Source organism: Pseudomonas sp. MWU13-2100 (genome assembly GCF_023242365.1).
Lineage (GTDB): Bacteria > Pseudomonadota > Gammaproteobacteria > Pseudomonadales > Pseudomonadaceae > Aquipseudomonas.
On record NZ_JALLIX010000079.1, the window covers coordinates 1 to 6,146 of the forward strand.

7 protein-coding genes and 1 pseudogene are annotated in these 6,146 nt (G+C 60.4%); 7 read left to right on the forward strand and 1 reads right to left on the reverse strand.

What is annotated here, in order from left to right; translation table 11 throughout:
- Positions 1-153: 153 nt before the first annotated feature.
- The 7 genes and pseudogenes from M5B99_RS29080 to M5B99_RS29110 form a co-directional block, all read left to right on the forward strand.
- A pseudogene (locus M5B99_RS29080) lies at positions 154-252 on the forward strand (hypothetical protein); the annotation flags it as partial.
- 181 nt (positions 253-433) lie between these two features.
- Positions 434-1,927, forward strand: coding sequence for an acetyl-CoA hydrolase/transferase family protein (locus tag M5B99_RS29085; RefSeq protein WP_248807375.1), 1,494 nt, complete (start codon positions 434-436; stop codon positions 1,925-1,927).
- Between the two features lie 319 nt (positions 1,928-2,246).
- Positions 2,247-2,462, forward strand: a complete 216-nt coding sequence (locus tag M5B99_RS29090) for a DUF1127 domain-containing protein (protein ID WP_248807376.1) — start codon at positions 2,247-2,249, stop codon at positions 2,460-2,462.
- A 380-nt stretch (positions 2,463-2,842) separates the two neighbouring features.
- Positions 2,843-3,160 (forward strand): DUF2388 domain-containing protein, encoded by a 318-nt coding sequence (locus tag M5B99_RS29095; RefSeq protein WP_248807377.1) that lies wholly within the window; start codon positions 2,843-2,845, stop codon positions 3,158-3,160.
- Positions 3,161-3,225: 65 nt separating this feature from the next.
- Complete coding sequence (locus M5B99_RS29100) at positions 3,226-3,519, forward strand: DUF2388 domain-containing protein (RefSeq protein WP_248807378.1); 294 nt, start codon at positions 3,226-3,228, stop codon at positions 3,517-3,519.
- 27 nt (positions 3,520-3,546) lie between these two features.
- Complete coding sequence (locus M5B99_RS29105) at positions 3,547-3,867, forward strand: DUF2388 domain-containing protein (RefSeq protein ID WP_248807379.1); 321 nt, start codon at positions 3,547-3,549, stop codon at positions 3,865-3,867.
- Complete coding sequence (locus M5B99_RS29110) at positions 3,864-5,831, forward strand: DUF4105 domain-containing protein (RefSeq protein ID WP_248807380.1); 1,968 nt, start codon at positions 3,864-3,866, stop codon at positions 5,829-5,831. The genes M5B99_RS29105 and M5B99_RS29110 overlap by 4 nt, the downstream gene beginning before the upstream one ends.
- 14 nt (positions 5,832-5,845) lie before the next feature.
- On the opposite strand, the gene M5B99_RS29115 is transcribed toward M5B99_RS29110, so the two are convergent.
- Positions 5,846-6,146: hypothetical protein (locus tag M5B99_RS29115; RefSeq protein ID WP_248807381.1), on the reverse strand; the 301-nt coding region annotated here is incomplete at its 5' end.

Here is a 6,146-nt window from a genome sequence, read left to right on the forward strand (position 1 = left end):
AGAAAAAGTAGCGACACGTGCGGGTACTGCTTTCTTGCTCAGCACCATGCGTGATCTCAAACGCCTATTTCCAGCCCCTGGAGTGCCTTTGGGAAAGCTCCCGCAAACTTACGGAAATTGCCTACAAACATGCATTCCATGGTCCGCGACCATACCGGCCTGGACAACGAGCTGTTCTACCTCGACAAGACCATGATGGTCTTCGGCGACGCGAAGAAGGTCATTGAGGACATGGTCAAGGCTGTCGAGTAGAAGCTTGCGTTAACGCAATATCGAAACCCCCAACCTTTGCTAGGTTGGGGTTTTTCTTTGCTCGCAAAAAACCGACCAAAGGCCCTGAATCGTTGGCCGACATTCGACCTTTGTCGTGCGGCGAAACTTTTTCAAACCTCTAGACTGCGCATCTTGCTTTCGTTGCCTGAGATAACACGCTATGTATCGTGATCGTATTCGCTTGCCTTCGTTGTTGGACAAGGTCATGGGCGCAGCCGACGCTGCCGCTCTGATTCAGGACGGCATGACCGTCGGCATGAGCGGCTTCACCCGCGCCGGTGAAGCCAAGGCCGTGCCCCATGCACTGGCCGAGCGCGCCAAGACATCGCCGCTGAAAATCACCCTGATGACCGGCGCCAGCCTGGGCAACGACCTCGATAAACAGCTCACCGAAGCCGGCGTGCTGTCGCGGCGCATGCCGTTCCAGGTCGACAGCACCCTGCGCAAGGCGATCAACGCCGGCGAAGTGATGTTTATCGACCAGCATCTGTCGGAAACCGTCGAGCAACTGCGCAACAAGCAGCTCAAGTTGCCGGACCTGGCGGTGATCGAAGCCGTGGCGATCACCGAAGAAGGGCATATCGTGCCGACCACCTCGGTGGGCAACTCGGCCAGCTTCGCGATCTTCGCCAAGCAGGTGATCGTCGAGATCAACCTGGCGCACAATCCGAACCTGGAAGGTCTGCACGACATCTATATCCCCAGCTATCGGCCGACCCGCACACCGATCCCGCTGGTGAAGGTCGACGATCGCATCGGCAGCACCGCGATCCCGATCGACCCGGCCAAGATCGTCGCCATTGTGATTACCAACAAGTCCGACTCGCCGTCCACCGTGACCCCGCCGGACAGCGACACCCAGGCCATCGCCAACCATCTGATCGACTTCCTCAAGGAAGAAGTGGCCGATGGACGCATGACCAACAACCTTGGCCCGCTGCAGGCCGGTATCGGCAACATCGCCAACGCGGTGATGTGTGGCCTGATCGACTCGCCGTTCGAAGACCTGACCATGTACTCCGAAGTGCTGCAGGACTCGACCTTTGACCTGATCGACGCCGGCAAGCTGTCCTTTGCCTCCGGCAGCTCGATCACCTTGTCGAGCCGGCGCAACAGCGACGTGTTCGGCAATCTGGAGCGCTATAAAGACAAGCTGGTGCTGCGCCCGCAGGAAATCTCCAACCACCCGGAAGTGGTGCGGCGCCTGGGCATCATCGCCATCAACACCGCCCTGGAGTTCGACCTTTACGGCAACGTCAACTCTACTCACGTCTGCGGCACGCGGATGATGAATGGCATTGGCGGCTCCGGCGACTTCGCCCGCAACGCGCACCTGGCGATCTTCGTCACCAAGTCCATCGCCAAGGGCGGAGCGATTTCCAGCGTGGTGCCCATGGTCAGCCACGTCGACCACACCGAGCATGACGTGGATATCCTCGTCACCGAAATCGGCCTGGCCGACCTGCGAGGCCTGGCGCCAAGAGAGCGGGCGAGGGCAGTGATCAACAACTGCGTGCACCCGGACTTCCGCGAAGCCCTGAACAGTTACTTCGAGCGTGCCTGCGCCCTCGGCGGTCACACCCCGCACATCCTGCGTGAAGCACTGAGTTGGCACATCAACCTGGAAGAAACCGGGAAGATGCTGCCGAGCTGATTGATACAGTTGGCCGCTGACGCAAACACAGTTTCGTCAGCGGCCCCGGTTTTTTCGAATACCTGATAAAAACTGTACTGCTGTACCGGTCATTTCCCACCTCGAATCACCTTGAATCACCCACCACCAGACAAAAACGCACCATTTAGAGGCAGACAGGTACAGTTGCCTCACTTTCGAGCAGTACAGCACCCTTAAACAGTTAACTGAGCCCTCACAATACAGATGAACTGTATCTAGAGAGACTAGGCAAAGAAGAGGATCATTGGCATCAGTTAAACCACTACCTAATCCCGCCACAAGCGGAAGGATGCTAATCATGGAACGTACACTCAGTTCCGACATGTTCTACGAAAACACCGCTACCAACGCTCAAGCTTCGATGCCTCTGCGCGTTCTCGCCAACCTGATGTTGTGGCAGCGCCGCATTGCCAGCCGCCATCAACTGGCTCGCCTGGATTCGCGCCTGCTGGCCGATGCCGGGATCAGCGAAGCACAGCGTTACGAAGAGTTGAGCAAGCCGTTCTGGCGCTAAGCAGCGCTCGCTGGCCCTGACCCACCGGGTCCACCGCCAGCACCCGAATTGAAAAAACAGAGCCCGTCGCGGGGAACCGCGACGGGCTTTGTCGTTTTCGGCGAGACGTTTTCGGGGAAGGGACTATGAAAACATCAAACAGGTACAGTTTTATATTAATAAGTATTAACCGGTACACTTTCATCTTACCCACACGAAAGCCTCTAACTCGCGGATCGGCCGACGAAACTCGCTATCGGCAGCTCGGGAACTCTGTCTAATATCGCGGTCTTAGGTAGCCAGCAGCGCGGAATGTGCGTCTGAGGTTCATCGTCCGTTGTGTTTACGTGGCGGCCCTTATCCGCTGCCACTGTTCCTCTTCATGCCCCAGGAGATTCACCATGTCCCGCCTTCGCCTGCTCAGTGCCGCCGCCCTGTTGACCCTGGCCGGTGCCGCCAATGCCAGCAGCTTTATCGTCACCACCGATTCGCTGGTCGGCGCCCTCAAGGCCACCTCCGACGCCTCGTCCGATGCCACCTCGTCGTTGCGCGACAACAAGATCGTGCGTGCCGCCCAGGATGACGCCGCCAGCTTCGTCGCCAGCAATGGCCAGATCCGCAGCGTGAAGCTGGAAAGCGCCTTCGACACCATCCGCCGCCAGGCCCCACAGTTGCAGGCCAGCGATGCGCAGTTGGCCCAGGCGATCCTGGCCATCTGAAACCCTGGCGCATGGGCCGTGGATTCCGCTAGCCTGGGCGCTCGCTCAATAAGACACAGAGACCCATGCGTTCACTCAGCTTATTGCTCGTAGCACTCGCCTGGATCAGCCAGGCCCAGGCCTTCGACCTGACCACCCAGACCCTGGTCGGCAGTGGTTACGTCACCAGCCAAGTGACCAGCGCGCCCTTCGACCGTAAACTGATACTGGCCGCCCGGGATGATGCCGCCGCTTTTGTTGCCAGCAATGGCCGACTGCGCGGCGCACAACTGGAGTCGGCCCTGGCCTACCTGCGTCAAACCCAGCCAGAACTTCATGTCGGCGACCTTGAACTGGCCCAGGCAATTCTCGTCCAATAGTCACTTTGCATTCCCGGAGACCTTTACATGCGTACCCCCCTGATCGCCGCTGCACTCGGCCTGCTGTTGCTGAGTGACGTGGCTTCGGCGCACACCCTGGTGGCTACCAGCAATATGCTCGTACGGGCCACGGGCCGTACCCTCGATTTCACCTCGGACACCACCACCTCGATCCGCGACTCGAAAGTGGTTCGCGAAGCCCATGACGACGCCGCCAGTTTCGTCGCCAGCCGGGGCGATATCCGCGGCGCCCATCTGGAAGCCGCCTTCGTCGCCTTGCGCACCCAAGTGCCGAACGCCCGTGACGCCAGCGATCAAGACCTCGCCGAAGCCATTCTCGCCCTGTGAGACTACTTACCGGCGGGTTGCTGGCCTGCGCCCTGTTGCTGTTCGGTAACGCGGCCCAGGCCAGCCTGCAATTGCAGCTCAAGAGCGAAGGCCTGAGCCCGGCCGAACAACAGGCCAGCCAGGCGCTGATCGATGAGGCCATGGCCCATCTGCCGCCGCGTTTTATCGAGCAACTGGACCGCCGCATCGATGTCGTCTGGTCAACCCAGATGCCGGACAACGCCTATGGCGAAGCCTCGCTGGTCTCCGAAGTGGACCTCAATCGCATCTTGCTGCCCGGCCTGGTGGACGGTTCGGCGGCGACGAAAAAAACCCATCGTCCCCATGGCACCGTGCGCGAGGAAATGCTCGCCACTGTCCTTCACGAACTGACCCATATTTATGACCGCGCCCGTCTCTGGCCCGACGCCGAACGGACACTGATCCGGCGCTGCACTCAGCGTGACAGCAATACCGGCCTGGTCGGCCTGCCCGACCAATGCCGGGGCCAGACCGGCCGACGCTTCACCCTCAGCGACGACCCGCGCCTGCTCGACCTCGCCGGCTGGCAACAAGCGGTCGGCAGCCGTGGCCAGCGGGAGCAGCACAACGGCCAGGTCGTCCGCAGCCCGGATATCTACGAGACCACCAATCCCAAGGAATTCGTCGCGGTCAACATGGAGTACTTCCTCCTCGACCCGGCCTACGCCTGTCGCCGTCCGGCGCTGTATCGCTACTACCAGGAACGCTTCGGCTGGGCGCCAGCGGCCAAGGACAGCTGCGACCAGGCGTTCCCGTTCCTCAATGCCGGTAATGACTTTGGCAAGACGCCCCTGGGCAAGATCGACCCCGAGCGCGTCTATGAAGTGGATTACCTGCTGGCCGAAGCCAACCAGAACTGGGTCAGCCGCTGGGGCCACAGCATGCTGCGCCTGGTGATCTGCGCCCCCGGCCGGCCACGCGGGCCGGATTGCCGGCTGGACCTGGACCAGCATCTGGTGCTGTCCTATCGCGCCTTCGTCAACGACGTCCAGCTTTCGACCTGGGGTGGCCTGACCGGCGCCTACCCGTCGCGGCTGTTCGTCCTGCCGCTGTCCCAGGTGATCGACGAATACACCAAGACCGAACTGCGCAGCCTGGCCTCGGTGCCGCTGAAGCTGTCGCGCAAGGAAATCGAGGAAGTGGTCGAGCATGCCGCCGAAATGCACTGGAGCTACGACGGCAACTACTACTTCATCAGCAACAACTGCGCCGTTGAGACCTTGAAGCTGCTGCGCAGCGGCAGCGACAACGCCCAGCTCAAGGGCCTGGACAGCATCGTCCCGAATGGTTTGCTGGAGGTGCTCAAGGGTCGCGGCCTGGCCGATACCAGCGTGCTCGATGACCCCCGCGAAGCCTTGCGCCTGGGTTACCGCTTCGACTCCTACCGGGATCGCTACCAGGCCATGTTCGAGGTCCTGAGAAAACAGTTGCCGATCAAGCAGGAAACCGTCGAGGACTGGCTGTCGCAACCCGCCGAAGCCCGTCGCCCATGGTTCGCCCAGGCCAACCTGCGCGCCAGCGCCGCCATGCTGCTGCTGGAGCAGGCGAGCTTCCGCCGGCAGTTGCTGCTGGCCCAGGACGAGGTGAAACAGAAATACCTCGGTGCCCGCGACATCAAGCTCAAGGACAACGACATGGACAAGGCCAACCGCACCTTGCAGGAGATTCTTGCCAACAGCGGCTACCTCAGTCGTCCGGCGGAATTGCTCGGCAGCAGCGGCTATGGCTTGCCGCAAGCGTCCGAGTGGAAGCGCCTGGAAGCCGAAAGCAGCCAGCGCCAGCAGCAGCTGCAGCGCCTGACCGGCGACCTGGACAAGGAAATCCGCAAGCTGCTGGACCCGGCCCGGGAAGCGCAGATCGAGGCCAGTGAAGCCAACCTGAAGCTTGTCGGCGAACACCTGCGGGCGCTACACAAGGCGGCGGGCGGGTTGGAGCTGCCTTGAGGCTCAGGCCATCGTTACACGATCAAACCGATATCGCGTGCCTTGATGTCGTTAATGACAGATACCGACAGGGGATCGAATCCCAACGTTTTGACCAAAGGTCTCATTTCCTTGGCCAACGCATTGCTCAAGTCAGGTAGGTATTGCTTGGGCACACCGTTGATGATTAATACCAGCTTGAAACCACACGTCCGCATATCTAATGCCTGCAAAGCTGCCGGTAGTTCGGCAACAGCATCACCATGACGTCCAAGGCATGATGCAATGGTCAGTTGCGCCGCATTCGTCAATTTTTGACGGATTTCTCCCATATTC